The organism is Pseudomonas putida (assembly GCF_009883635.2).
GTDB classification, from domain to species: Bacteria; Pseudomonadota; Gammaproteobacteria; order Pseudomonadales; family Pseudomonadaceae; genus Aquipseudomonas; species Aquipseudomonas putida_W.
This window is the reverse complement of record NZ_CP026115.2, coordinates 2,581,935-2,604,360: the sequence shown is the minus strand read 5'-3', so window position 1 is coordinate 2,604,360 and position 22,426 is coordinate 2,581,935. Positions and strand designations below refer to the sequence as shown.

27 protein-coding genes are annotated in these 22,426 nt (G+C 63.8%); 13 read left to right on the top strand and 14 right to left on the bottom strand.

Annotated features, from left to right (window positions below):
* Positions 1–10 precede the first annotated feature (10 nt).
* Positions 11–562 (top strand): DNA-3-methyladenine glycosylase I, encoded by a 552-nt coding sequence (locus C2H86_RS11745; protein ID WP_110638920.1) that lies wholly within the window; start codon positions 11–13, stop codon positions 560–562.
* Between the two features lie 40 nt (positions 563–602).
* On the top strand, positions 603–1,490 hold the full coding sequence (locus C2H86_RS11740; RefSeq protein WP_085676573.1) for a lysophospholipid acyltransferase: 888 nt from the start codon (positions 603–605) through the stop codon (positions 1,488–1,490).
* 119 nt (positions 1,491–1,609) lie between these two features.
* Here the strand turns inward: C2H86_RS11740 and C2H86_RS11735 are convergent, their stop codons facing one another.
* From C2H86_RS11735 to def, 5 genes are read right to left on the bottom strand one after another with little or no spacing between them, the layout of a single operon-like run.
* A complete protein-coding gene (locus C2H86_RS11735; RefSeq protein ID WP_159412677.1) occupies positions 1,610–1,918 on the bottom strand; it encodes a tetratricopeptide repeat protein in 309 nt (102 codons plus the stop codon).
* Between the two features lie 11 nt (positions 1,919–1,929).
* Entirely contained in the window at positions 1,930–3,303 is a 1,374-nt protein-coding gene (gene trkA, locus C2H86_RS11730) for a Trk system potassium transporter TrkA (RefSeq protein ID WP_159412676.1), read from the bottom strand.
* Positions 3,304–3,327: 24 nt separating this feature from the next.
* The gene (gene rsmB, locus C2H86_RS11725) at positions 3,328–4,638 is read right to left on the bottom strand and encodes a 16S rRNA (cytosine(967)-C(5))-methyltransferase RsmB (RefSeq protein WP_159412675.1); all 1,311 of its coding nucleotides are present in this window, start codon (positions 4,636–4,638) and stop codon (positions 3,328–3,330) included.
* Positions 4,635–5,567: a methionyl-tRNA formyltransferase gene (fmt, locus tag C2H86_RS11720; RefSeq protein WP_159412674.1), complete on the bottom strand. Its 933-nt coding sequence runs from the start codon at positions 5,565–5,567 to the stop codon at positions 4,635–4,637. The genes rsmB and fmt overlap by 4 nt, the downstream gene beginning before the upstream one ends.
* 60 nt (positions 5,568–5,627) lie before the next feature.
* Entirely contained in the window at positions 5,628–6,134 is a 507-nt protein-coding gene (def, locus tag C2H86_RS11715) for a peptide deformylase (RefSeq protein ID WP_003260000.1), read from the bottom strand.
* A 207-nt stretch (positions 6,135–6,341) separates the two neighbouring features.
* Here def and dprA point away from each other — a divergent pair, with 207 nt between their 5' ends.
* Positions 6,342–7,439 (top strand): DNA-processing protein DprA, encoded by a 1,098-nt coding sequence (dprA, locus tag C2H86_RS11710; protein ID WP_159412673.1) that lies wholly within the window; start codon positions 6,342–6,344, stop codon positions 7,437–7,439.
* Positions 7,440–7,481: 42 nt separating this feature from the next.
* Positions 7,482–8,039 carry an L-threonylcarbamoyladenylate synthase gene (locus tag C2H86_RS11705; RefSeq protein WP_011953122.1) on the top strand — a complete coding sequence of 186 codons (558 nt, stop codon included), beginning with the start codon at positions 7,482–7,484 and terminating at the stop codon, positions 8,037–8,039.
* A 389-nt stretch (positions 8,040–8,428) separates the two neighbouring features.
* Here C2H86_RS11705 and C2H86_RS11700 read toward each other — a convergent pair whose 3' ends face one another.
* On the bottom strand, positions 8,429–9,406 hold the full coding sequence (locus C2H86_RS11700) for an NADPH:quinone reductase (RefSeq protein WP_159412672.1): 978 nt from the start codon (positions 9,404–9,406) through the stop codon (positions 8,429–8,431).
* 135 nt (positions 9,407–9,541) lie between these two features.
* Between C2H86_RS11700 and hemF the strand changes: the two genes are divergently transcribed.
* Positions 9,542–10,453, top strand: coding sequence for an oxygen-dependent coproporphyrinogen oxidase (gene hemF / locus C2H86_RS11695; RefSeq protein WP_159412671.1), 912 nt, complete (start codon positions 9,542–9,544; stop codon positions 10,451–10,453).
* A 25-nt stretch (positions 10,454–10,478) separates the two neighbouring features.
* Positions 10,479–11,303, top strand: a complete 825-nt coding sequence (gene aroE / locus C2H86_RS11690) for a shikimate dehydrogenase (RefSeq protein WP_159412670.1) — start codon at positions 10,479–10,481, stop codon at positions 11,301–11,303.
* Between the two features lie 133 nt (positions 11,304–11,436).
* Here aroE and choX read toward each other — a convergent pair whose 3' ends face one another.
* Positions 11,437–12,360, bottom strand: a complete 924-nt coding sequence (gene choX, locus C2H86_RS11685; protein WP_159412669.1) for a choline ABC transporter substrate-binding protein — start codon at positions 12,358–12,360, stop codon at positions 11,437–11,439.
* Positions 12,361–12,374: 14 nt separating this feature from the next.
* Complete coding sequence (betC, locus tag C2H86_RS11680; protein ID WP_159412668.1) at positions 12,375–13,892, bottom strand: choline-sulfatase; 1,518 nt, start codon at positions 13,890–13,892, stop codon at positions 12,375–12,377.
* A 108-nt stretch (positions 13,893–14,000) separates the two neighbouring features.
* On the opposite strand from betC, the gene C2H86_RS11675 reads away from it, so the two are divergent.
* The gene (locus C2H86_RS11675) at positions 14,001–14,900 is read left to right on the top strand and encodes a choline sulfate utilization transcriptional regulator (protein WP_110638932.1); all 900 of its coding nucleotides are present in this window, start codon (positions 14,001–14,003) and stop codon (positions 14,898–14,900) included.
* 32 nt (positions 14,901–14,932) lie between these two features.
* Here C2H86_RS11675 and C2H86_RS11670 read toward each other — a convergent pair whose 3' ends face one another.
* Positions 14,933–15,478, bottom strand: coding sequence for an NAD(P)H-binding protein (locus C2H86_RS11670; protein WP_159412667.1), 546 nt, complete (start codon positions 15,476–15,478; stop codon positions 14,933–14,935).
* Between the two features lie 54 nt (positions 15,479–15,532).
* On the opposite strand from C2H86_RS11670, the gene C2H86_RS11665 reads away from it, so the two are divergent.
* Positions 15,533–15,865, top strand: coding sequence for a DOPA 4,5-dioxygenase family protein (locus tag C2H86_RS11665; RefSeq protein ID WP_110638934.1), 333 nt, complete (start codon positions 15,533–15,535; stop codon positions 15,863–15,865).
* A gap of 102 nt (positions 15,866–15,967) precedes the next feature.
* On the opposite strand, the gene trpA is transcribed toward C2H86_RS11665, so the two are convergent.
* Both trpA and trpB read right to left on the bottom strand, forming a co-directional pair.
* Positions 15,968–16,777, bottom strand: coding sequence for a tryptophan synthase subunit alpha (gene trpA / locus C2H86_RS11660; protein WP_159412666.1), 810 nt, complete (start codon positions 16,775–16,777; stop codon positions 15,968–15,970).
* Entirely contained in the window at positions 16,774–17,991 is a 1,218-nt protein-coding gene (gene trpB, locus C2H86_RS11655) for a tryptophan synthase subunit beta (RefSeq protein WP_085676592.1), read from the bottom strand. The genes trpA and trpB overlap by 4 nt, the downstream gene beginning before the upstream one ends.
* A 110-nt stretch (positions 17,992–18,101) precedes the next feature.
* On the opposite strand from trpB, the gene C2H86_RS11650 reads away from it, so the two are divergent.
* Positions 18,102–18,998: a LysR family transcriptional regulator gene (locus tag C2H86_RS11650; RefSeq protein WP_159412665.1), complete on the top strand. Its 897-nt coding sequence runs from the start codon at positions 18,102–18,104 to the stop codon at positions 18,996–18,998.
* Here the strand turns inward: C2H86_RS11650 and C2H86_RS11645 are convergent.
* Positions 18,995–19,318, bottom strand: a complete 324-nt coding sequence (locus tag C2H86_RS11645; RefSeq protein ID WP_027917148.1) for a DUF883 family protein — start codon at positions 19,316–19,318, stop codon at positions 18,995–18,997. The genes C2H86_RS11650 and C2H86_RS11645 overlap by 4 nt on opposite strands.
* Positions 19,319–19,469: 151 nt before the next feature.
* On the opposite strand from C2H86_RS11645, the gene C2H86_RS11640 reads away from it, so the two are divergent.
* Both C2H86_RS11640 and C2H86_RS11635 read left to right on the top strand, forming a co-directional pair.
* Positions 19,470–19,685: a dodecin gene (locus C2H86_RS11640; RefSeq protein ID WP_103448359.1), complete on the top strand. Its 216-nt coding sequence runs from the start codon at positions 19,470–19,472 to the stop codon at positions 19,683–19,685.
* A 105-nt stretch (positions 19,686–19,790) separates the two neighbouring features.
* Complete coding sequence (locus tag C2H86_RS11635; RefSeq protein WP_159412664.1) at positions 19,791–20,012, top strand: DUF1161 domain-containing protein; 222 nt, start codon at positions 19,791–19,793, stop codon at positions 20,010–20,012.
* Between the two features lie 37 nt (positions 20,013–20,049).
* Here the strand turns inward: C2H86_RS11635 and C2H86_RS11630 are convergent, their stop codons facing one another.
* Positions 20,050–21,054: an LLM class flavin-dependent oxidoreductase gene (locus C2H86_RS11630; RefSeq protein ID WP_103448357.1), complete on the bottom strand. Its 1,005-nt coding sequence runs from the start codon at positions 21,052–21,054 to the stop codon at positions 20,050–20,052.
* Between the two features lie 153 nt (positions 21,055–21,207).
* Between C2H86_RS11630 and C2H86_RS11625 the strand changes: the two genes are divergently transcribed.
* Together C2H86_RS11625 and C2H86_RS11620 are read left to right on the top strand one after the other, a co-directional pair.
* Positions 21,208–21,633 carry an OsmC family protein gene (locus C2H86_RS11625; protein ID WP_103448356.1) on the top strand — a complete coding sequence of 142 codons (426 nt, stop codon included), beginning with the start codon at positions 21,208–21,210 and terminating at the stop codon, positions 21,631–21,633.
* A gap of 73 nt (positions 21,634–21,706) precedes the next feature.
* The gene (locus C2H86_RS11620; protein WP_159412663.1) at positions 21,707–21,940 is read left to right on the top strand and encodes a DUF1161 domain-containing protein; all 234 of its coding nucleotides are present in this window, start codon (positions 21,707–21,709) and stop codon (positions 21,938–21,940) included.
* A gap of 31 nt (positions 21,941–21,971) precedes the next feature.
* Here C2H86_RS11620 and C2H86_RS11615 read toward each other — a convergent pair whose 3' ends face one another.
* Positions 21,972–22,385 carry a hypothetical protein gene (locus C2H86_RS11615; protein WP_159412662.1) on the bottom strand — a complete coding sequence of 138 codons (414 nt, stop codon included), beginning with the start codon at positions 22,383–22,385 and terminating at the stop codon, positions 21,972–21,974.
* Positions 22,386–22,426 lie beyond the last annotated feature (41 nt).

The window sequence follows — 22,426 nt, the reverse complement described above, 5'->3', positions numbered from 1 at the left end:
TTGGAGCCTTATGCCACGCTGCTTTTGGTGTACCGACGATCCGTTGTACCAGGCCTACCACGACCAGGAATGGGGAACGCCACAGCGTGACCCGGCGTTGCTGTTCGAGATGCTTTTGCTCGAAGGGTTCCAGGCGGGGTTGTCGTGGATCACCGTTTTGCGCAAACGCGAGCGTTATCGCGAGGTGATGCATGGCTTCGACCCCGTCAAACTGGCGGCCATGAGCGACGAACGAATCGAGGAGCTGATGCTCGACGCCGGCATCATCCGCAACCGCCTCAAGCTCAAGGCTGCCCGGCGTAACGCGCAGGCCTGGCTGGCTGTGGATAACCCAGCCGAGTGGCTCTGGTCGTTCGTGGGCGGCGAGCCGAAGATCAACCACTTCCAGGGCCGTGGCGACGTGCCGGCGGTCACCGACGAAGCCAAGGCCATGAGCAAGGCCCTGCAGAAAGCCGGCTTCACCTTCGTCGGCCCGACCATCTGCTACGCCTTCATGCAGGCCACCGGCATGGTCATGGACCACACCACCGATTGCGATCGCTACGCCGCCTTGTTGCGCTGAGGGGTTACAATGCGCGCCTTGCTGAAATAAGGAATTGCCTGTGGAAAAGTTCAAGGGCGCCCTGATGGTCGGGGTGCTGCGTCTGTTTGCCAAGCTGCCCTGGGGCGCTGTGCAGCGCGTCGGCGCCGGTATCGGCTGGCTGATGTGGAAAGTCCCCAACGGCTCGCGCAATGTCGTGCGCATCAACCTGGCCAAGTGCTTCCCGGAGATGGATCCGGTCGAACGCGAGCAGCTGGTCGGCCGTGCACTGAAGGATATCGGTAAGTCCTTCGTCGAAAGTGCCTGTGCCTGGATCTGGCCGCCGCAGCGTTCGCTGGAGCTGGTCAAGGAAGTGCACGGCCTTGAAGTGCTGGAGCAGGCCCTGGCCTCGGGCAAGGGTGTGGTTGGCATCACCAGCCACCTGGGCAACTGGGAAGTGCTCAACCACTTCTACTGCAACCAGTGCAAACCGATCATCTTCTACCGCCCGCCGAAACTCAAGGCAGTGGACGACCTGCTGCGCGAGCAGCGGGTGCAGATGGGCAACCGCGTGGCGCCTTCGACCAAGGAAGGCATCCTCAGCGTGATCAAGGAAGTGCGTCGCGGTGGGCAGGTGGGTATTCCTGCCGACCCGGAGCCGGCGGAATCGGCGGGGGTGTTCGTGCCGTTCCTGGGCACGCAGGCGCTGACCAGCAAGTTCGTGCCGAACATGCTGGCCGGTGGCAAGGCGGTGGGGGTGTTCCTGCATGCGCTGCGGCTGCCGGACGGGTCGGGCTTCAAGGTATTCCTGGAAGCGGCGCCGGAAGAGATGTACAGCACCGACGTGAACGTGTCGGCGGCGGCCATGAGCAAGGTGGTCGAGCGCTATGTGCGCGAGTACCCGAGCCAGTACATGTGGAGCATGAAGCGCTTCAAGAAGCGCCCGGCTGGCGAGCCGCGCTGGTATTGAGATTGTTGGGGGCGCTTCGCGCCCCATTCGCGGGACAAGCCCGCTCCTACAAGGAATCGCGGGTCTCCTGTAGGAGAGGGCTTGCCCCGCGAATGGGCTGCAAAGCAGCCCCGGCGATCTCAGACCTTGTTCAGTTTCTTGAGAAAAACGGTCATCTCTTTTTCGGCCTGCTTATCCCCATGGGCTTGAGCCGCAATAATCCCGTCTTCCCACGCCTTGCGCGCCGCCGCCAGGTCACCGACCAACTGATACGCCTTCCCCAGCAGCTTCCAGGCCGCCGAGTACTTCGGGTCCTGCTCCACACACCGCGCCAGGTGCACCGCCGCTTGCGCGCCATTGCCCTCGTCCAGCCAGGCCTTGCCCAGGCCAAACCTCAGCAGTGGGTTATCCACACCCTTGGCCAGCATTTTCTCCAGCGATTCACGCATGCCGTCTTCTCCTAGAAGAAACTCAAGCCGACGTGGAACAGCTTCTCCACATCGCGAATGTGCTTTTTATCCACAACGAACAGAATCACATGGTCGCCCGACTCGATCACCGTGTCGTCGTGGGCGATCAGCACTTCCTCGTCGCGGATGATCGCGCCGATGGTGGTGCCCGGTGGCAAGGCGATGTTTTCCACAGCCTTGCCGACCACCTTGCTCGACTTCGAATCGCCGTGCGCCACCGCCTCGATGGCCTCGGCCGCACCGCGGCGCAGCGAGTGCACGCTGACGATATCGCCGCGGCGTACGTGCGCAAGCAAGGTGCCGATGGTGGCCAGCTGCGGGCTGATGGCGATGTCGATATCGCCGCCCTGCACCAGGTCGACATAGGCCGGGTTGTTGATGATGGTCATGACCTTGCCCGCGCCAAGGCGCTTGGCCAGCAGCGACGACATGATGTTGGCTTCGTCGTCGTTGGTCAGAGCCAGGAAGATGTCGGCGTCGGCGATGTTCTCTTCGAGCATCAGGTCCTTGTCCGAGGCACTGCCCTGCAGCACCACGGTGCTTTCCAGGGTATCGGAGAGGTGCCGGCAGCGTGCCGCACTCATCTCGATGATCTTCACCTGGTAGCGGCTCTCGATGGCTTCGGCCAAGCGCTCGCCGATCTGCCCGCCGCCGGCGATGACAATGCGTTTGTTGGTCTCGTCGATGCGGCGCAGCTCGCCCATCACGGCGCGGATGTCCTTCTTCGCGGCGATGAAGAACACTTCGTCATCGGCTTCGATCACCGTGTCGCCCCGCGGCGTGATCGGCCGGTCGCGGCGGAAGATGGCGGCCACGCGGGTATCGACGTTGGGCATGTGCGCGCGGATCTGGCGCAGTTGCTGGCCCACCAGCGGGCCGCCGTAATAGGCCTTCACTGCCACCAGCTGGGCCTTGCCCTCGGCGAAGTCGATCACCTGCAGCGAGCCTGGGTGTTCGATCAGGCGCTTGATGTAGTTGGTCACCACCTGCTCGGGGCTGATCAGCACATCGACCGGGATATGGTCGTTGTCGAACAGCTCTTCGCGGGTCAGGTAGGCCGACTCGCGCACCCGGGCGATCTTTGTCGGAGTGTGGAACAACGAATAGGCCACCTGGCAGGCGACCATGTTGGTCTCGTCGCTGTTGGTCACTGCCACCAGCATGTCGGCGTCATCGGCACCGGCCTGGCGCAGCACCGTCGGCAGCGAGCCGCGGCCCTGCACGGTGCGGATGTCCAGTCGGTCGCCGAGGTCGCGCAGGCGCTCGCCATCGGTATCGACCACGGTGATGTCGTTGGCTTCGCTGGCCAGGTGTTCTGCCAGCGTACCGCCTACCTGCCCTGCGCCGAGGATGATGATCTTCATCCGCTACTCCCTACCCTTTTGTGCTTACCCGCGCGAGGCGGCGATCTTGATCAGCTTGGCATAGTAGAAGCCGTCGTGGCCGCCCTCCTGGGCCAGCAGCTGGCGGCCGTGGGGCTGGCGCAGGCCGGCTTCGGTGGCCAGGTCCAGCTCACGGGCGCCCGGGGTGCGGGCGAGGAAGGCATCGATCACTTCGGTGTTCTCGGTCGGCAGGCTGGAGCAGGTGGCGTACAGCAGCATGCCGCCCACTTCCAGAGTCGGCCACAGGGCATCGAGCAGCTCGCCTTGCAGCGCGGCCAGGGCCGGAATGTCCTCGGCCTGGCGGGTCAGCTTGATGTCCGGGTGGCGACGGATCACACCCGTGGCCGAGCACGGCGCGTCGAGCAGGATGCGCTGGAACGGCTTGCCGTCCCACCAGCTGGCGGTGTCACGGGCATCGCAGGCGATCAGCTCGGCATCCAGCTGCAGGCGGTCGAGGTTCTCGCGCACCCGGGTCAGGCGCTTGGCTTCGAGGTCGATGGCCGTCATGTGGGCCAGGCCGGGTTCGGCTTCGAGCAGGTGGCAGGTCTTGCCGCCGGGGGCGCAGCAGGCGTCGAGTACGCGCTGACCGGGAGCCAGTTCGAGTAGGTCGGCCGACAGCTGCGCGGCTTCGTCCTGCACGCTGACCCAGCCTTCGGCGAAGCCTGGCAGGCCGCGCACGTCGCAGGCTTCAGCCAGCACGATGCCGTCACGGCTGTACTGACAGGCGCTGGCGCTGACGCCAGCTTCGGCCAGCAGCGCCAGGTAGGCGTCGCGGCTATGGTGGCGGCGGTTGACCCGCAAGATCATCGGCGGGTGGGCGTTGTTGGCGGCGCAGATGGCTTCCCACTGCTCCGGCCAGAAGGCTTTCAGCGACTTCTGCAACCAGCGCGGGTGGGCGGTGCGCACCACCGGGTCGCGCTCCATGCCGGCGAGCAGTTCCTCGCCCTCGCGCTGGGCGCGGCGCAGCACGGCGTTGAGCAGACCCTTGGCCCACGGTTTCTTGAGCTTGTCTGCGCAGCCGACAGTCTCGCCGATGGCAGCGTGGGCCGGAATACGGGTGTAGAACAGCTGGTACAGGCCGACCAGCAGCAGTGCCTGCACATCGGCATCGGCAGCCTTGAACGGCTTCTGCAGCAGCTGCGCGGCAAGCAGATCCAGGCGTGGCTGCCAGCGCGCTGTCCCGAACGCCAGGTCCTGGGTCAGGCCCCGATCGCGTTCTTCGACCTTGTCCAGCTGTGCGGGCAGCGAGCTGTTCAGCGAGGCCTTGCCGCTGAGCACAGCAGCAAGGGCACGGGCGGCAGCGAGACGTGGGTTCATTGGCCCAGCACCTTGCCAGCGGCGAACTTCTCACGGCGGCTGTTGAACAGGTCGCTGAAGTTCAGCGCCTTGCCGCCAGGCAGCTGCAGACGGGTCAGGCTCAGGGCCTGCTCACCGCAGGCGACGACGAGACCGTCCTTGCTGGAGGAAAGGATCTTGCCCGGGGCGCCTTTACCTGTGGACACGTTGGCAGACAGCACCTTCACGCTCTCGCCATCGAGCGTGCTGTGACACACCGGCCAAGGGTTGAAGGCGCGGATCAGGCGTTCCAGTTCGACGGCCGGGCGGCTCCAGTCGATGCGGGCTTCGTCCTTGTTCAGCTTGTGAGCGTAGGTGGCCAGGGCATCGTCCTGGACTTCACCGTGCAGCGAGCCGTCGGCCAGGCCGGCGATGGCCTGAACTACCGCTGGCGGGCCCATTTCGGCGAGGCGGTCGTGCAGGCTGCCGCCGGTGTCGTCGGCGCTGATCGGGGTGACCACCTTGAGCAGCATCGGCCCGGTATCCAGGCCAGCTTCCATGCGCATCACTGTCACGCCGCTTTCGGCATCGCCGGCTTCCACGGCGCGCTGGATCGGCGCCGCACCGCGCCAGCGTGGCAGCAAGGAGGCGTGGCTGTTGATGCAACCCAGGCGCGGGATGTCGAGGACCACTTGCGGCAGGATCAGGCCGTAGGCGACCACCACCATCAGGTCCGGCTTCAGCGCGGCCAGTTCTTCCTGTGCTTCGGCATTGCGCAGGGTCGGCGGCTGGAACACAGGGATGTCATGGGCCACGGCCAACTGCTTGACCGGGCTCGGCATGAGCTTCTGGCCACGGCCGGCAGGGCGGTCTGGCTGGGTGTAGACGGCCACGATCTCGTACGGGCTGTCGAGCAGGGCCTTGAGGTGTTCGGCGGCAAACTCTGGAGTGCCTGCAAAGACGATGCGCATGGAGTTCTCGCTTCCAAAAAGAAAAAGGCTTGCCGGAGCAAGCCTTCTGGGAGGTGGGGATCAGGCTTGCTGGCGGTGCTGCTTTTCCAGCTTCTTCTTGATCCGGTCGCGCTTGAGCTGCGACAGGTAGTCGACGAAAAGCTTGCCGTTGAGGTGGTCGAACTCGTGCTGCACGCACACCGCCAGCAGGCCTTCGCATTCCAGCTCGTATGGCTTGCCGTCGCGGTCCTGGGCCTTGACCCGCACACGCAGCGGGCGGTCGACGTTCTCGTAGAAGCCCGGTACCGACAGGCAGCCCTCTTGGTACTGGCCCATGTCGTGGGTCAGCTCTTCGACAGTCGGGTTGATGAACACGCGCGGTTCGCTGCGGTCTTCGCTGAGGTCCATGACCACGACCTGCTGGTGCACGTTGACCTGGGTGGCGGCCAGGCCGATGCCGGGGGCTTCGTACATGGTTTCAAACATGTCGTCGATCAGCTGACGCAAGGCGTCGTCGAACACCGTTACCGGTTTGGCAATGGTGCGCAGGCGCGGGTCCGGGAATTCGAGAATGTTCAAGATGGCCATAAGGTCAGGCAGTCACTGTGCGGTCGGTTGAAAACTGAGCACACATAATAAAGGGAAACGGCGATTTCAGCACCTGTGAAAGCTCGGCTAGGGTCTCTATAGGCTTGATAGCCGCCAAATCATGGACAGCTTTTCAAAGTGTTACCCACAAACTTATCCACAGGTTGTGCCACGTAGATGGCCCTGTTTCGATCAAGGATGATCCCCATGCCGAATTACCATTCGTCGCCTTGTCCACCTGCCGAACTGGAGGCCCGACTACGCCTGCATCGCCTGCCCGAGACCGGCCTGCGACGTTTTCGCACCTTGCTGGAGGCCTTTGGCAGTGCTTCTTCTGCGCTCAGCGCACCCGGCCCTGCGTGGCGCGCTTTGGGTATTCCACAAGCCACCATCGATGCCCGGCGCAGTGCAGAAGTACGTGACGGTGCACTGGCTGCAATGGCCTGGCTAGAGCGCCAGGGCCAGCATTTACTGATGTGGGATGGTCCTGGCTACCCGGCATTGCTGGGGGAAATCGACGATGCCCCACCGCTGCTTTTCGTGGCTGGCAATCCGGTACTGCTCGACCGACCTCAGCTGGCCATTGTGGGCAGCAGGCGTGCCACACCTCCGGCACTCGACACGGCCAGGGCGTTTTCCCGCTGCCTGGCGCAGGCCGGTTTCACCATCACCAGCGGGCTGGCCCTGGGCATCGATGGTGCCGCTCATCGGGCGGCTTTGGAGGTCGCAGGGGGCACGATTGGGGTGCTCGGCACAGGCTTGCACAAACTTTATCCACAGCGCCACCGCGACCTTGCGCGGATGATGATCGACATGGGCGGTGCGCTGGTGTCGGAGTATCCGCTCGACGCCGGGCCGTTGCCGGGCAACTTCCCGCGGCGCAATCGCATCATCAGCGGCCTGTCACTCGGCGTGCTGGTGGTCGAGGCCAGCCTTGCAAGCGGCTCGCTGATCACCGCGCGCCTGGCGGCTGAGCAGGGCCGCGAGGTGTATGCGATTCCCGGGTCGATCCACCACCCGGCGGCCAAGGGCTGCCACCAGCTGATCCGCGATGGCGCCCTGCTGGTGGAGAGCGTGGAGCAGATTCTGGAAAGCCTGCGCGGTTGGCAGAATTTGCCGCCAGCGGCGGTGGATAAACCGGCGCATCCGCTGCTTGCCCTGTTGCATGCCGCACCACAGACTAGCGAGAACCTGGCCCACTTCAGCGACCGGCCGCTGGCCGAGGTGCTGGCGCAGCTGACAGAACTGGAGCTTGAAGGGCGGGTCAGCAATGTCGCCGGGCGTTGGTTTGCCCGCGCCGGCTAAGTACACTGCGCGCAAGCAAGGTTAAAAGGCGGAGAGACGCAAATGGTGAGCAGTTTTCGTGTGCAACAAGCCGCACGTGAGATCCGGGCAGGCGCAGTGATCGCCTACCCGACGGAAGCGGTCTGGGGCCTGGGCTGCGACCCATGGAACGAGGACGCTGTGTATCGCCTGCTGGCGCTGAAGTCGCGGCCTGTGGATAAAGGGCTGATCCTGATCGCCGACAACATCCGCCAGTTCGACTTCCTGTTCGAGGACTTCCCTGAAGACTGGATCGACCGCATGGGCAGCACCTGGCCTGGGCCGAACACCTGGCTGGTACCGCACCAGGACCTGTTGCCCGAGTGGGTGACCGGGCAGCATGACACCGTGGCGCTGCGGGTCAGTGATCATCCGGTGGTGCGTGAGCTCTGTGCGCTGGTCGGGCCGTTGATTTCCACCTCCTGCAACCCGGGCGGGCGCCCGGCGGCTAAGACCCGCTTGCGGGTGGAGCAGTATTTCCATGGCCAGCTGGACCTGGTGCTCGGTGGGGCGCTGGGGGGGCGGAAGAATCCGAGTGTGATTCGGAACCTTGCTACTGGTGAGGTCGTGCGGCCGGGCTGATCCGCTGGTGGTTGGACGTTAAGCGGCTCTGTCACCTGAAAAAAGAAGGTGTAAGGGCTGACAGGTGTCTGCCTTTGAATTTTCAGCGCCTTCGAAATCGAGCGCCGCCCGCGCGGCGCATCGCGAGCTGTTGCTCGCTCCTACGTTTGTTTTTGGCCAGTAACGCCTGTGACAGGCGCGCGCGACCGCCTTGTTTGTATGACGTATGACGCGATATCGAGTCATGCGCCACGGCATTCGCGCGCCAATGCCTCAGGATTGCTTGGCCCGAAAGAAACGTAGGAGCGAGCAACAGCTCGCGATGCGCCGCGCGGGCGGCGCTCGATCTCACAGGCGCTGCAAACCTAATGGCATGCACCTGTTCGCCATGTCGTAATCTCCAGCCAGGATCAAGGCAACAAAACCGTAGACCCCACCGTCCTGCGCGCTGACAACTCTTCTTGCGCCTTCGCCGCCTCACTCAGCGGATACCTTTGCTGGATATCCACAATCAGCTTCCCACTACCAATCATCGCAAACAGGTCATCCGCCATGGCCTGGGTGTTCTCGGCATTGTTGGCATAGGTCGCCAAGGTCGGCCGGGTCACATACAGCGACCCCTTCTGCGACAAAATCCCCAGGTTCACCCCGCTAACCGCCCCCGAGGAATTACCGAAGCTCACCATCAACCCGCGCGGCTGCAGGCAGTCCAGCGAGGTCAGCCAGGTGTCGGCACCGACGCCGTCATACACCACCGGGCACTTCTTGCCATCGGTCAGCTCCAGCACCCGCTTGGCCACGTCTTCGCGGCTATAGTCGATGGTTGCCCACGCCCCCAGCGCCTTGGCCCGCTCGGCCTTCTCGGCGGAGCTCACGGTGCCGATCAGCTTGGCGCCCAGGGCCTTGGCCCACTGGCAGGCCAGCGAACCGACACCACCCGCTGCGGCGTGGAATAGGATCACGTCGCCCGCTTTCACTTCATAGGTCTGTTTTAGCAGGTACTGCACGGTCAGCCCCTTGAGCATCACCGCTGCCGCCTGCTCGAAGCTGATGTTGTCGGGCAGCTTGACCAGGTTGGCCTCCGGCAGCGTATGCACCTCGCTGTAGGCGCCCAGGGGGCCGCCGGCATGGGCCACGCGGTCGCCGACCTTCAGCCGGGTCACGCCCTCGCCCACTGCCTCGACCACGCCCGCCGCCTCGGTACCCAGGCCAGAGGGCAAGGATGGCGGCGCATACAGCCCGCTGCGGAAGTACGTGTCGATGAAGTTCAGGCCTATCGCATGGTTACGCACACGCACCTGCTGCGGCCCGGGTGGGGCGGGGTCGAATTCCACAAGCTGCAGCACTTCCGGGCCGCCATGCTGGCTGAACTGGATACGCTTGGCCATCTCGCACTCCTGTTGTCGGGATCGGGAAAAGGCCTTCTATCGGACGCCTTTGCTTGATCGCCGTCAACTGCGGCGCGCGCACCGGCGGTGGTATGCTACGCGGCGAATTCTTCCCTGCCCGTTCCTGGTGACCCGATGACTAGCCGCACCGAGGCCGTGAAAGCCTACCTGCTCAACCTGCAAGACCGCATCTGCTCTGCCCTCGAAGCCGAAGACGGCGGCGCCCGCTTCGTCGAGGACGCCTGGGTGCGCGAAGCCGGTGGCGGGGGCCGTACGCGGGTGATCGGGGATGGCAAGCTGATCGAGAAAGGCGGGGTCAACTTCTCCCACGTGTTCGGCGCCGGCCTGCCGCCATCGGCCAGCGCCCACCGCCCAGAACTCGCGGGCCGTGGCTTCGAGGCTCTGGGCGTGTCGCTGGTGATCCACCCGCACAACCCGCATGTGCCGACGTCCCACGCCAATGTGCGTTTCTTCATCGCCGAAAAGGAAGGTGAAGAGGCAGTCTGGTGGTTCGGCGGTGGCTTCGACCTGACCCCCTATTACGGCAACGAAGAAGATTGCATCCATTGGCACCGCGTGGCCGAGCAGGCCTGCGCGCCGTTCGGCGCTGATGTGTACCCGCGCTACAAGGCCTGGTGCGACCGCTACTTCCACATCAAACACCGCGGCGAGCCGCGTGGCATTGGCGGGCTGTTCTTCGATGACCTGAACGAGTGGGACTTCGACACCTGCTTCGCATTCCTGCGTGCCATCGGCGATGCCTACGTCGAGGCCTACCTGCCGATCGTCCAGCGCCGCAAAAACACCCCCTTCACCCCGCAGCAGCGCGAGTTCCAGGAATACCGTCGCGGCCGCTACGTCGAGTTCAACCTGGTCTACGACCGTGGCACCCTGTTCGGCCTGCAGTCCGGTGGCCGTACCGAGTCGATCCTCATGTCGCTGCCGCCACAAGTGCGTTGGGGCTACGACTGGAAGGCCGCGCCCGGCAGCGAGGAAGCGCGCCTGACCGAATACTTCTTGCAGGACCGCGACTGGCTCGGCCAGTAAACCTGTGGATAAACAAGGAATCGCCATGGACCAGTACGTTGTTTTCGGTAATCCCATCGGCCACAGCAAGTCGCCGCTGATCCACCGCCTGTTCGCCGAGCAGACCGGCCAGGACCTGGAATATGCCACCTTGCTGGCGCCGCTGGACGAGTTCAGCGATTGCGCGCGCGGCTTCTTCAAGCAAGGCAACGGTGGCAACGTCACCGTGCCGTTCAAGGAAGAGGCCTACCGCTTGTGCGATAGCCTCACCCCGCGTGCCCAGCGCGCGGGTGCGGTGAACACGCTGAGCAAGCTGGCCGACGGCACGCTGCAGGGCGACAACACCGACGGCGCTGGCCTGGTGCGCGACCTGACGGTGAACTCCGGGGTCGAACTGGCCGGCAAGCGCATTCTCATCCTCGGGGCCGGTGGCGCCGTGCGCGGCGTACTGGAGCCGATCCTGGCGCACCAGCCACAGTCGCTGGTGATTGCCAACCGTACCGTCGAGAAGGCCGAGCAGCTGGCGCGGGAGTTCGATGAACTGGGGCCGGTGGTGGCCAGCGGGTTTGCCTGGTTGCAGGAGCCGGTGGACGTGATCATCAACGCCACCTCGGCGAGCCTGGCCGGTGAGTTGCCGCCGATTGCCGACAGCCTGGTCGAGGCGGGGCGCACGGTGTGCTACGACATGATGTATGGCAAGGAGCCGACGCCGTTCTGCCAGTGGGCCGAGAAGCTGGGGGCGGCCAAGGTGCTGGATGGGCTGGGGATGCTGGCTGAGCAGGCAGCTGAGGCCTTCTTCATCTGGCGTGGGGTACGGCCGGATACGGCGCCGGTTCTTGCTGAACTCCGCCGGCAACTCGCTCGCGGCTGACTTCCTCTGGCATTACACAATACCTGTAGGAGCGGGCTTGCCCCGCGAACACCGGCGAAGCCGGTGCCATGCACCGCGTTGCATTCTTCGCGGGACAAGCCCGCTCCTACAGGGATCTATGCCGGAGCGTGTATCACAGCTTGGCTTTGACAGCCTCAAAGGCATTGCCACCGGCCTTGGTGGTCACCCCCGCCAACCACCTTTCCAATAGTTCGGGATGCTGCTTCACCCAAGCTTTGGCTGCCTGATCGAAGCTGATCTTCTTGTCCACAACCTCGGCCATGATGGTGTTTTCCATGTCCAGGGTGAAACTCAGGTTACTCAGCAGCTTCGCTGCATTCGGGCAGGCTTGTGGATAACCCTTGCGGGTAAGTGTGTACACCTCGCCCTTGCTGCCGAACCACTTCTCCCCGCCCGTCAGGTAGTGCATCTTCAGCTTCACGTTCATCGGGTGCGGCGTCCAGCCGAGGAAGGTGATGAACTGCTGTTTCTTCACCGCCCGATCCACCTGCGCCAGCATCGCCTGCTCGCTGGACTCCACCAGCTTCCACTGGCCCAGGTTGAACTCGTTCTTGTCGATGATTTCCTTCAGCGACAGGTTCGCTGGCGCACCGGAGCCGATGCCGTAAAGCTTCTTGTCGAACTGCTCAGCGTGCTTCTGCAGGTCGGCAAAATCCTTCACCCCGGCATTCCATACGTAATCCGGTACCGCCAGGGTGAATTCGGTGCCTTCCAGGTTGCGCGACAGCTGCTGCACATCGCCATTGGCGATGAACTTGTCATGGAAGCCTTGCTGCGCCGGCATCCAGTTGCCGAGGAAGGCATCGACCCGGCCGTCCTTGAGGCCGCCGTAGATGATTGGTACCGCCAGGCTGTCGATCTTCACCTGGTAGCCCAGGCTTTCCAGCAGCAGCCGGGCGACGGCGTTGGTCGAGGCGATGTCGCTCCAGCCGGGGTCGGCCATCTTCACGGTGCTGCATTGTGCGTCGCCGTCGGCAGCGTGGGCCGTGGTGGTGGCAAGAGCCAGGGCGAATACGACGGTGGAGAACTTGTGCATGGCGGCCTCTCTTCTCAATCCATGGGGGCGGGCTGTGGATAACGTGCCTTGCGCTCGAGGTCGTCGAGATCGATATGGTTGCGCATGTACTGTTGGCTGGCGTCCACCAGCGGTTGGTGGTCCCAGCTTTTCAGCTTGCCGATGGCCAGCGCCTCGGCCACCAGGCGGCGGCGGCGTTGGCTGGCGAGGACTTGCTGGCGCAGGCCGGGAATATCCCAGCGCTGCTGTGCTTCATCGACAAATGCCTGCAGCAGCGCCTGGTGATCCGGGCTGCCGGTGAGATTCTCCCGCTCGTGCGGGTCGCGGCTCAGGTCATAGAGTAGGCAAGGGTCGTCTTCGCTGTACACGAATTTGTATGGCCCTCTGCGAATCATCATCAGCGGGCCGACGGTACCTTCGGCCATGTATTCGCCGATGACCTCGTCGTGGCCGCCCTGCCCTTGCAGGTGGCCAAGCAGTGAGCGGCCGTCCAGGTGCAGATGGTTATCCACAGCGCCGCCGGCCAGTTCGACAAGGGTCGGCAGCAAATCGCAGGTAGATACCGAGGCGCTGATTCTGCTTGCGGCGAAATGTTTAGGCGCGTGCACCAGCAGCGGGACGCGTGCCGACATCTCGAACCAGTGCATCTTGTACCAGAGCCCACGCTCGCCCAGCATGTCGCCATGGTCGCCGGAGAACACGATCAGGGTGTTGTCGGTCAGGTTGCACTCCTCCAGGGTCTGCAGCAGTTGGCCGATGTTGTCATCGATGTAGCTGCAGGCGCCGAAGTAGGCGCGGCGGGCGTCACGGATCTTGTCCACAGGCAGTGGCTTGTTCCACAGGTCGTAGACCTTGAGCAGGCGTTGCGAGTGGGGGTCGAGTTCTGCCTGGCTGAATTCGGCGCGGGGCATGGGGATATCCACAGCCTCATAGCGATCCCAGTAGCGTTTGGGGATGGTGTACGGGTCGTGCGGGTGCGTCATGGACACGGTCAGGCAGAACGGCCGGCCATCGTTTTCGCGCACGTGGTCGTAGAGGTACTGGCGCGCCTTGAACACGACCTCCTCGTCGAAGTCCAGCTGGTTGGTGCGCACGCAGGGCCCGGCCTGCAGCACCGAGGACATGTTGTGGTACCAGCTCGGGCGCACGTCCGGCTCATCCCAGTTCACCGCCCAACCGTAGTCAGCGGGGTAGATGTCGCTGGTCAGGCGCTCCTCGTAGCCGTGCAGCTGGTCTGGCCCGCAGAAGTGCATCTTGCCCGACAGCGCGGTGCGGTAGCCAAGGCGGCGCAGGTAGTGTGCATAAGTCGGCACGTCGGCGGGGAAATCGGCTGCGTTGTCGTAGGCGCCGATACGGCTTGGCAGTTGCCCGCTGACCAGGGTGAAGCGTGACGGGGCACACAGTGGGCTGTTGCAGTAGGCCGAATCGAACACCACTGACTGCTCGGCGAGGCGGCTCAGGTGGGGCATCTGGATCGGCGAAGGGCCATAGATTGGCAGCAAGGGCGCGGCCATCTGGTCGGCCATGATGAACAGGATATTCGGGCGCGTCATGGTGGCTTCCATCGTTGAGGGTTATGCGAACCGCTTGCCTATCAAGATGCGACTGTGGATAACATGGGTAAAGCCCATGGCGGGCAATGTCTGGGATTAGCTGAGCTTATGTTTGATCACCTTGCCGAGTTGTCGCTGGATGCGTTGCGCGTATTCGAGGCTGCGGCCCGTTTGCGTGGCTTTACCGCAGCGGCATTGGAGCTGGGTACCACTCAGCCTGCGGTGAGCCAGCAGGTGAAGCGCCTGGAGGCGCAGCTGGGCACGCGCCTGTTCGACCGGATCTACCGTGGCATCGAGCTGACCGAGGCGGGCCAGCTGCTGTTCGAGCAGGTGCACCAAGGTCTGCAGGCGATGGATGACGGCATTGCCCAGGCCAGTGGTCGCGGCCAGCGTGAAGTGCTGCAGGTGGCCACCGACTTTGCCTTCGCGGCGTTCTGGCTGATGCCACGGCTGCAGCGCTTCCACGAGGCTTATCCACAGGTGGACGTGAGCCTGGTGACCGGTGAGCGCAGCCAGGGGATGCTGCGCCCGGATATCGATGTGGCGGTGCTGTTTGGGGATGGGCGCTTCCATCAGGGCGAGAGCCGGTGGCTGTTCGACGAGGAGGTTTTTCCGGTTTGCAGCCCGCGGCTGATTCATGGCAAACCGTTGTCAGCCGTGGCTTTGCAACGATTGCCGTTGCTCCATTTGCGCGGTGAGCAGGCTAGCCGCTGGTTTGACTGGGCGGGGGTTTTTCGCGGGTTTGGCGTGGCCAGCCCACCTCCGCCGGGGCAGCTGCGATTCGATAACTACACCTTGTTGATTCAGGCGGCGATTGCCGGGCAAGGGGTGGCGATTGGCTGGGGGCACCTGGTGGATGGACTGGTTGAGCAGGGGTTGCTGTGCCGGCCGCTGGAGGGCAGTTTGCGCTCGGCGCGGGGCTATTACGTGGTGCTGCCGCCGCGCAAGCGGCGTGGGGCGTTGATCGAGCGGTTTGTGGATTGGCTGGAGCAAGAACGCAGCCTGTAAGATTTTTGGGGCCGCTTTGCAGCCCCGGCAATCTAGACCACGAAGTTCAGATGCTCGCCCCGGTGCAGGTCCAGTTCCAGCATATCCACCATCCCCGCTGCTACACGTGCCAAGCCCTCTTCGGCAAGCGCTGGCGGCATGTTGATCAGCGTCCAGCGCAATGTACTGCGCTGCAGCCCGTCGACCACCTGATCAACCCATTCCCGCTCTACCTCGCTGTACTTCCCTGGCACATTCAGCACATCGAAATCGCCCACCAGCAACAGCCGGCGTATAGTCGTGCGGGCCAGCCCGGCCAGCAGCGCTTCGCTCGCCCGCGCCTGCGCCGCCAGATCACCCGGCGCCAGCAAGGAAATCACCGCCGAGCCCCCTGCCGCACCCTGCTCCGCCTGGTCGGCATCGTCCAGCCCGCCTATCTTGAAATGCAGGCCAGGGCGTGGCGCATGGCGGTTGAGGTCGGCGACCACCGCAATGACCTCGTGCTGGCGCGCCAGCAGCTCGCTCATCAGGGCATTGCCCAGGCTGCTTTCAGCCCCGAACAACACCAGTTTGAACACTGGGGTTTCGGCATTTTTCACCGCATCACTCCCTTTGCAGGTGGGGTGATCGTTGGACCGCAATCAGGAGTTATCGTGCAGAGGATCAAGGGTTACCACGCCCACGTGTACTACGACGCATCCACTATCGAGCAGGCCCGTGAGCTTTGCGAGGAAGCGGCGCGGCTGTTTCCCGTGACCATGGGGCGCATGCACCAGAAACCGGTCGGACCGCACCCGGACTGGAGCTGTCAGCTGGCTTTCGAGCCGGAGTTCGTGGGGGTGGTGTTGCCTTGGTTGGCGCTGTATCGGAAGGGCTTGGTGGTGTTTCTACATCCGCTGACCGGGGATGAGCTGGCGGATCACCGGGATCATGCAATCTGGATGGGGGCTGTGCGGCCTTTGAAGCTGTCGATCTTCGGAGGGTAGACCGCGATAGCCTGTGCTGGCCTCTTCGCGGGCACGCCCGCTCCCACATGGACGGCGCTGTGCCTGTGGGAGCGGGCGTGCCCGCGAAGCAGGCGACGCGGTTTAGCGGCGGGCGCCGCGCACGCCTTCAGCCAGTGCCGAGCACAGGCTCAATACATCGCTCACTGCCTGACCGGCATCCTTGGCCTGGGCAATCTTGTCGACCAGCGCCGAACCCACCACCACACCATCGGCCAAGCGGGCGATGGCGGCGGCCTGTTCCGGTGTACGAATACCGAAACCAACGCTGATCGGCAGGTCGGTATGCCGACGCAGGCGGGCAATTGCCTCGGTCACGTGCTCGGTAGTTGCGGAACCGGCACCGGTCACGCCCGCCACCGACACGTAATAGACGAATCCGGAGCTGCGCTCCAGTACGCGCGGCAGGCGCGCATCGTCGGTGGTCGGGGTGGTCAGGCGGATGAAGTCGATGCCTGCAGCCTGGGCCGGGGTGGCCAGCTCGGCGTCGTGCTCTGGCGGCAGGTCAACGATGATCAAGCCATCGACGCCTGCTTGCTTGGCTTCGGCAACGAACTTATCCACACCGAAGCGGTGGATCGGGTTGTAGTAACCCATCAGCACGATTGGCGTGGTGTGGTTATCCACACGGAATTCGCGAACCATCTGCAGGGTCTTGGCCAGGGTCTGGCCGGCTTCCAGGGCGCGCAGGGTGGCGAGCTGGATAGCCACGCCATCGGCCATCGGGTCGGTGAACGGCATGCCCAGTTCGATCACATCGGCGCCGGCTGCCGGCAGGCCCTTGAGGATCTGCAGCGAAGCGTCATAGCCCGGGTCGCCAGCGGTGACGAAGGTGACCAGCGCGGAGCGGCCTTCGGCCTTCAGTTCGGCGAAGCGTTGTTCAAGACGGCTCATGCCTGTTTCTCCTGGGCTGCCATGTGGTTCATCACGGTTTGCATGTCTTTGTCGCCGCGGCCGGACAGGCAGATCACCATCAGGTGGTCCTTGGGCAGGTTCGGTGCGCGCTTGATCGCTTCGGCCAGGGCGTGGGAGCTTTCCAGGGCCGGGATGATACCTTCCAGGCGGCAGGTGGCGTGGAACGCATCCAGTGCTTCGTCATCGGTGATGCTGACGTACTCGACGCGCTTCACTTCGTGCAGGTAGGCGTGCTCGGGGCCAATGCCCGGGTAGTCGAGGCCGGCGGAAATCGAGTGGGCGTCGGTGATCTGGCCGTCTTCGTCCTGCAGCAGGTAGGTGCGGTTGCCGTGCAGCACGCCCGGTACGCCGCCGTTCAGGCTGGCAGCGTGCTTGTCGGTGTGCACGCCGTGGCCGCCAGCTTCGACGCCGATGATCTGCACGCTCGGTTCTTCGAGGAACTCATGGAACAGGCCCATGGCGTTGGAGCCACCGCCGACGCAGGCGATAAGGCTGTCTGGCAGGCGGCCTTCCTTTTCTTGCAACTGGGCGCGGGTTTCTTTGCCGATGATCGACTGGAAGTCGCGGACCATCGCCGGGTACGGGTGCGGGCCGGCCACGGTGCCGATCAGGTAGAAGGTGTCGTCGACGTTGGTGACCCAGTCGCGCAGGGCTTCGTTCATGGCGTCTTTCAGGGTGCCGGTGCCGGCAGTGACCGGGACGATCTCGGCGCCCAGCAGCTTCATGCGGAACACGTTGGCCTGCTGGCGTTCGATGTCGGTGGCGCCCATATAGATCACGCAAGGCAGGCCGAAGCGCGCAGCGACAGTGGCGGTGGCCACGCCGTGCATGCCGGCGCCGGTTTCAGCGATCAGGCGCTTCTTGCCCATGCGCTTGGCCAGCAGCACCTGGCCGATGCAGTTGTTCACCTTGTGCGCGCCGGTGTGGTTGAGCTCTTCACGCTTGAAGAAGATTTTCGCGCCGCCGCAGTGTTCGGTCAGGCGCTCGGCGAAGTACAGCGGGTTCGGGCGGCCGATGTAGTCGCGCTGGAAGTAGGCCAGTTCTTCGAGGAACTTGGGGTCGGCCTTGGCTGCTTCGTATTCGCGGGCCAGGTCCAGCACCAGCGGCATCAGGGTTTCGGCCACGTAGCGGCCGCCGAACGAGCCGAACAGGCCATTGGCGTCGGGGCCGGGACGGTATTGGGACTGGGTCATGGGGCGCTCCACGGCGTAATGGATGAGTGATGGGCTTTACTCTAACCACGGCAAGGCCGGCTGAAAACCGATAAGATTGCGCAAACTTGTCAGAAAAACTCACAGGTACAATGGCTCACGACCTCCCTCCCCTCAATGCCCTGCGGGCCTTCGAGGCCACTGCCAGGCTCAACAGCGTCAGCCAGGCGGCCGAAGCGCTGCATGTCACCCATGGCGCGGTCAGCCGGCAGATCAAGGTGCTTGAAGAGCACCTGGGCGTGGCCCTGTTCGTCAAGGACGGGCGCGGCATCAAACTCACAGATGCCGGCACTCGTCTGCGTGACGCCAGCGGCGAGGCGTTCGACCGCCTGCGCAGTGTGTGCGCCGAGTTGAGCCGGGATGTGAGCGAGGCGCCGTTCGTGCTGGGGTGTTCCGGCAGCCTGCTGGCGCGTTGGTTCATCCCCCGGTTGGGGCGCTTGAAGGCTGACCTGCCCGAACTGCGCCTGCACCTGTCAGCGGGTGAAGGCGACCTCGACCCGCGCCGGCCCGGGCTGGATGCGTTGCTGGTGTATGCCGAACCGCCATGGCCTGCGGACATGCAGGTCCACGTGCTGGCGCAAGAGCGTATCGGCCCGGTGCTGAGCCCGCACTTCGCCGGCTTCGACCGCTTGCAGGCAGCCCCCGCCAAGGCCCTGCTGGACGAAGCCCTGCTGCACACCACCTCACGCCCGCAGGCTTGGCCAACCTGGGCGACAGAACAAGGGTTGGAGGCAGGCTCATTGCAGTACGGCCAGGCGTTCGAGCATCTGTATTACTTGTTGGAGGCCGCAGTTGCCGGCCTGGGTGTCGCGATCGCGCCACAACCCCTGGTTGCCGACGACTTGCGAGCGGGGCGCCTGAGTGCGCCGTGGGGCTTTTCGCCGACCCCTGCCGCACTGGCGTTGTGGGTGCCTCGACGCGCCGCAGACGGGCGCGCCGAGCAACTGGCGCAGTGGCTACGCGCCGAGCTGGCCAGGCAGAGCGCTTAGTTGCGCTTGCACAGCAGGTATGCCGCCAGCAGGCCCAGCGCGCCAATGGCAACGCCTGCGGTGGTGTACGGGTGCTCCTGGGCGTAATCGCGGGTGGCGATGCCGGTCTGGCGGGTGCGCTCTTTTACTTCCTCATAGGCATCGCTGATCAGGCTGCGCGAATGGCGCAGCGCGCTTTCGGCGTTGCTGCGCATCGCCTTCACTGACTTCTGGGTTTCCTCGGAGGCATCGTGCTTCAGGTTCTCCAGGCTTTTCAGGAGGCTTTCGATCTCCGCTTCCATGCTTTCCAGGGACGTTTTACGCAGCGAGTTGCGGTGCATGTTGACTCTCCTTTTGCAGTATGGACTGTAAGGATTGCGACCCCCAGGCTGCGGGAAAGTGCGATCGAACTTTACCGAAGGGTGACGGCTCGCAGGTAAACCGAGCTTGCGCTGCTAGGCTCAATCTCACTGTCACCCAAGGAGAGCGCTCATGACCGATCATCACACGTACAAGAAGATCGAGCTGGTGGGTTCGTCCCACACCAGCATCGAAGAAGCGATCAACAATGCCCTGGCCGAAGCCGGCAAGAGCATCAAGCACCTGGAGTGGTTCGAAGTGGTCGATACCCGTGGCCATATCCGCGACAACAAGGCGGCGCACTTTCAGGTCACGCTGAAGGTTGGCTTCCGTATCGCCAACAGCTGAAACATTCCCGGGCTGGAATAGCCTGGCGTGATGGCGTTATAACACCGGAGGGCGCCTTGGCGGCGCCCTTCTGGTCTTTTCTCATCTGTACAAGGAATGCGATCGATGAAGAAACTGTTGCTGGCGGTGGGTTTGATGGTGCTGGCCGGTGGGGCGATGGCTGCCGGCAAACCCTGCGAGGAGCTTAAGGCCGAGATCGCCTCGAAGCTCGATGCCAAGGGTGTGAAGGGCTACAAGCTGGAAATCGTCAACAAGGGCGAACCGGCTGGCAAAGTGATTGGTACCTGTGAGGGCGGTAGCAAGGAGATTGTCTACCGCCGTGGTTGATGCGTTGGACTCTTCGCGGGCTTGCCCGCGAAGAAGGTCACTCGGCCTTCAGGGCCTGCGCCATCAGCTCATAGGACCGAATCCGGTCCGCATGCTCATACAGATCACAGGTAAAGATCAGCTCATCCGCTCCGGTCTGCTCCAGCAGCACTTCCACCTTGGCTCGTACCTTCTGCGGGCTGCCTATCATCGCCAGGCCCAGGAAACTCCCCACGGCATCGCGCTCATGGGGCAGCCATAGCCCGTCCATGCTCGGCACAGGCGGCTTTTGCATCAGGCTCTGGCCACGGATCAGCGCCAGAATGCGCTGGTACACCGAGGTCGCCAGGTATTCGGCCTTTTCGTCGGTTTCCGCCACCACCATCGGAATTCCCAGCATCACGTAGGGCTTGTCCAGCGTGGTGGACGGCTTGAAATGGTCGCGATAGATGCGGATCGCCTCATGCATGTAGCGCGGGGCGAAGTGCGAGGCAAAGGCGTACGGCATGCCGCGCATGCCGGCCAGTTGGGCGCTGAACAGGCTGGAACCGAGCAGCCACAGGGGCACGTCAGTGTCGTGGCCGGGTACGGCGATCACTTTTTGATCATCGGTGCGTGGGCCGAGGTAGCGCGACAGCTCCTCGACATCATCCGGAAAGTCATCGGCGCTGCCGGCGCGGTCACGGCGCAGGGCGTAGGCGGTCATCTGGTCGGAGCCAGGCGCGCGGCCCAAACCCAGGTCGATACGCCCCGGATACAGGCTGGCCAATGTGCCGAACTGCTCGGCGATCACCAGCGGCGCATGGTTGGGCAGCATGATGCCGCCGGAGCCGACGCGAATGGTCGACGTACCACCGGCCAGGTAGCCGATCAGTACCGAGGTGGCCGAGCTGGCGATGCCGTCCATATTGTGGTGTTCGGCAACCCAGAAGCGGTTGTAGCCAAACCGCTCGACATGGCGGGCCAGGTCCAGCGAGTTGTGCAGCGATTGCGCCGGGCCTTTGTCGGCGCGCACCGGCACCAGGTCGAGGGTGGAAATTTTCAGGTCACGCAGCTGCGTCATTGGAGCCTCCGCAAGGGTGGTTGGCCCGGAGGCCTTGTGAACTCTGTATGGGCAGATTCCAAGGATTCAATGCTCTCTGTGCGATTGCTCTGAACTTGCCGCAGGACGCTGACCTCGAACGTGCAGGTAAGTAACCTACGACCAGGAGGCATCATGAAAAAGACAGCATCGGCGATCTGGCAAGGTGGCCTGAAGGATGGCAAAGGCCTGCTTTCCACCGAAAGCGGCGCACTCAAGCAGAACCCCTACGGTTTCAACACTCGTTTCGAGGGATCGCCCGGGACCAACCCGGAAGAGCTGATCGGCGCGGCCCATGCCGGCTGCTTCTCGATGGCGCTGTCGATGATGCTCGGTGAGGCAGGGTTCACCGCAGACCGCATCGATACCATTGCCGAAGTCACGCTGGACAAACAGCCCGACGGCTTTGCCATCACCGCCGTGCACCTGATCCTCAAGGCGAAGGTGCCGGGGGCCAGCGAGGCGCAGTTCCTCGAAATCGCCAACAAGGCCAAGGCCGGTTGCCCGGTGTCGAAGGTGCTCAACGCGAAGATCAGCCTGGACGCTGCCTTGGTGGGCTAGGCGGCGCAACGGCGACGGTTTGCTGTAGTCTAAACAGCGTCGGCAGCGTAGCTGCCTTGCCAGGAGCCGTTCCATGATTCGCGTAGCAATCGCCGTGCTGGCTTCGCTTATGGCCACTTCTGCATTGGCGGCGGTGAAACCGTGCGAAGAACTCAAGGCCGAGATCGAAGCCAAGATCCAGGCCCAGGGTGTGACGTCCTACACTCTGGAAATCGTGCCCAACAGTGAGGTCAAGGATCAGAACATGATCGTCGGCACCTGTGATGGCGGGACGAAGAAGATCATTTACCAGAAGAACGACCGTTGAACGATTGGGGCCGCACTGCGGCCCCGATGCATCACGGGATGCAGAACACGTCGCTCGGCTCGTTCACCAGCACCTTGCGGCTGGCGTCGTACAGCAGCACCTGCGGGTCCATCACCGGTGCCCGCGCTTCCAGGCGATAGCGCTCGCCGGCCTTGAAGTCGTCGAAGCGCACGGTCAGGTAGCAGGTCCGATCCTTGGGGCTGGTGAGCATGCCGCCGGCATAGATTTCATAATCGAACCGGACCACCAGTTCATGCTTGCCAGGGGTCAGCTGGAAGTAGCGGCCATCCTCCAGGCGCTGGCCGTCGAGGCGGTCGGCCATGAGCAGGCGGCCAGGGGTAACGGTGTAGAGGTCGACCCAGGCCTTGGCGGGGTCGACGGGCGGCAAGGGGCTGGCGCAAGCCCCCAGTGCACTGAGGGCGATCAGCATCATGGGCTGGCGCATGGCAAAACTCCCACTCGCGATACACAAGTTACAAGCATAGC

Bases quoted from the DNA above. Each gene is read 5' to 3' on its own strand.
- C2H86_RS11745 (WP_110638920.1), top strand. From the start codon at position 11: ATGCCACGCTGCTTTTGGTGTACCGACGATCCGTTGTACCAGGCCTAC.
- C2H86_RS11735 (WP_159412677.1), bottom strand. From the start codon at position 1,918: ATGCGTGAATCGCTGGAGAAAATGCTGGCCAAGGGTGTGGATAACCCA.
- trkA (WP_159412676.1), bottom strand. From the start codon at position 3,303: ATGAAGATCATCATCCTCGGCGCAGGGCAGGTAGGCGGTACGCTGGCA.
- rsmB (WP_159412675.1), bottom strand. From the start codon at position 4,638: ATGAACCCACGTCTCGCTGCCGCCCGTGCCCTTGCTGCTGTGCTCAGC.
- fmt (WP_159412674.1), bottom strand. From the start codon at position 5,567: ATGCGCATCGTCTTTGCAGGCACTCCAGAGTTTGCCGCCGAACACCTC.
- def (WP_003260000.1), bottom strand. From the start codon at position 6,134: ATGGCCATCTTGAACATTCTCGAATTCCCGGACCCGCGCCTGCGCACC.
- dprA (WP_159412673.1), top strand. From the start codon at position 6,342: ATGCCGAATTACCATTCGTCGCCTTGTCCACCTGCCGAACTGGAGGCC.
- C2H86_RS11705 (WP_011953122.1), top strand. From the start codon at position 7,482: ATGGTGAGCAGTTTTCGTGTGCAACAAGCCGCACGTGAGATCCGGGCA.
- C2H86_RS11700 (WP_159412672.1), bottom strand. From the start codon at position 9,406: ATGGCCAAGCGTATCCAGTTCAGCCAGCATGGCGGCCCGGAAGTGCTG.
- hemF (WP_159412671.1), top strand. From the start codon at position 9,542: ATGACTAGCCGCACCGAGGCCGTGAAAGCCTACCTGCTCAACCTGCAA.
- aroE (WP_159412670.1), top strand. From the start codon at position 10,479: ATGGACCAGTACGTTGTTTTCGGTAATCCCATCGGCCACAGCAAGTCG.
- choX (WP_159412669.1), bottom strand. From the start codon at position 12,360: ATGCACAAGTTCTCCACCGTCGTATTCGCCCTGGCTCTTGCCACCACC.
- betC (WP_159412668.1), bottom strand. From the start codon at position 13,892: ATGACGCGCCCGAATATCCTGTTCATCATGGCCGACCAGATGGCCGCG.
- C2H86_RS11675 (WP_110638932.1), top strand. From the start codon at position 14,001: ATGTTTGATCACCTTGCCGAGTTGTCGCTGGATGCGTTGCGCGTATTC.
- trpA (WP_159412666.1), bottom strand. From the start codon at position 16,777: ATGAGCCGTCTTGAACAACGCTTCGCCGAACTGAAGGCCGAAGGCCGC.
- trpB (WP_085676592.1), bottom strand. From the start codon at position 17,991: ATGACCCAGTCCCAATACCGTCCCGGCCCCGACGCCAATGGCCTGTTC.
- C2H86_RS11650 (WP_159412665.1), top strand. From the start codon at position 18,102: ATGGCTCACGACCTCCCTCCCCTCAATGCCCTGCGGGCCTTCGAGGCC.
- C2H86_RS11645 (WP_027917148.1), bottom strand. From the start codon at position 19,318: ATGCACCGCAACTCGCTGCGTAAAACGTCCCTGGAAAGCATGGAAGCG.
- C2H86_RS11640 (WP_103448359.1), top strand. From the start codon at position 19,470: ATGACCGATCATCACACGTACAAGAAGATCGAGCTGGTGGGTTCGTCC.
- C2H86_RS11635 (WP_159412664.1), top strand. From the start codon at position 19,791: ATGAAGAAACTGTTGCTGGCGGTGGGTTTGATGGTGCTGGCCGGTGGG.
- C2H86_RS11630 (WP_103448357.1), bottom strand. From the start codon at position 21,054: ATGACGCAGCTGCGTGACCTGAAAATTTCCACCCTCGACCTGGTGCCG.
- C2H86_RS11625 (WP_103448356.1), top strand. From the start codon at position 21,208: ATGAAAAAGACAGCATCGGCGATCTGGCAAGGTGGCCTGAAGGATGGC.
- C2H86_RS11620 (WP_159412663.1), top strand. From the start codon at position 21,707: ATGATTCGCGTAGCAATCGCCGTGCTGGCTTCGCTTATGGCCACTTCT.
- C2H86_RS11615 (WP_159412662.1), bottom strand. From the start codon at position 22,385: ATGCGCCAGCCCATGATGCTGATCGCCCTCAGTGCACTGGGGGCTTGC.